This is a genomic window from Anabaena sp. 4-3, from assembly GCF_001597745.1.
Lineage (GTDB): Bacteria > Cyanobacteriota > Cyanobacteriia > Cyanobacteriales > Nostocaceae > Trichormus.
Map to the genome: position 1 here is coordinate 1 of NZ_LUHJ01000030.1, position 1,421 is coordinate 1,421.

A 1,421-nucleotide genomic window follows, 5' to 3' on the forward strand; every position below is an offset into this window, starting at 1 on the left:
TCAACTTTGATCATGTCAATGGTACAAATGGTGATGACAGGATGACTGGCGATACTCAAAGTAACCAACTATCTGGCAATGGTGGAGATGACACACTCCGAGGTAGTAGTAACAACGATACCTTAGATGGTGGTACAGGCAATGATACTGCCGATTACAGCCAACTTGGTGAAAGTATCACTTTCCGAGGGACTAGCACAGTCAGAAAAGGTAGTCTTGGCAGTGATCAACTCATTGGTATAGAAAGGATTTTGGCTGATGCGAGTACAGCCAATAACACCATTGATGTTTCCTGGTTAAGCAACATTACATCCATCGATGCCAACTTGGAAACTAAAACTGTCACGATTCAAGACATCAATGGTTCTCAATCTTGGACTGTCGGCAACTTTGATGATGTCAAAGGCACAAATCAAGCTGATACTCTCACAGGAGACTATCAAGATAACCAATTACTTGGCTATGGTGGTGATGATATCCTCATTGGTGGATATGGTCATGACACCCTCGATGGCGGTAATGGTAACGACGTACTTTATGGCAACGGGAACAACGACAACCTAGATGGGGGATCTGGCAACGACACTCTGAATGGAGAGCAAGGCCACGATAGCCTCGACGGTGGGGGACACGATGACACTCTGTTTGGTAGTAGTGGCAACGACACCTTAAATGGCGGTGATGGCAAAGATATCGCCAACTACACTCAAGTCAATCGCCGACTCATCCTCACGGCTATTGACCGCATCAACAAAGAGATGTTTGGTCAAGACCAACTGATCAGTATTGAAACGATTATTGCCAATAGCAGTGTCAGTAATCACCTGATCAATGCCACCTCATGGGGAAACAATGCCAGCATCAATGCTAATCTACAAACCGGAACTTTGACTGTCAGCGACAACACTGGTGTCAAAACTGTAGGTGTGGTTAACTTTGATCATGTCAATGGCACAAATCTTAGTGATACCATCACTGGCGACGCTCAAAATAACCAACTATCTGGTAATGGTGGTGATGACACACTCGCAGCTAGTAGTGGCGACGATACTCTAGATGGTGGTACGGGGAATGATACTGCTGATTACCGCCAATTCGGTGAAAGTATTACTTTCCAACCTAGTAGTGCAGTTAACAAAGGTAGTTTTGGCACTGATCAACTGATTGGCATAGAAAGGATTGTGGCTAATGCGAGTACAGTCAATAACACCATTGATGTTTCCGCTTTGAGCAATATTCTCTCCATTAATGCCAACCTAGAAGCTGAAACTGTCACGATTACAGACAGCAATGGTTCTCAATCTTGGACTGTAGTCAACTTTGATGATGTCAAAGGCACAAATCAAGCTGACTCTCTCACAGGTGACTATCAAGATAACCAATTATTTGGCTATGGTGGTGATGACATCCTCAATGGTGGA

The 1,421-nt window shown here is 44.3% G+C and carries 1 protein-coding gene; it reads left to right on the forward strand.

Annotated elements, in window-relative coordinates; genetic code table 11:
• The coding region (locus A3775_RS09125) for a calcium-binding protein (RefSeq protein WP_066424646.1) at positions 1-1,421 on the forward strand (1,421 nt) is incomplete at both ends.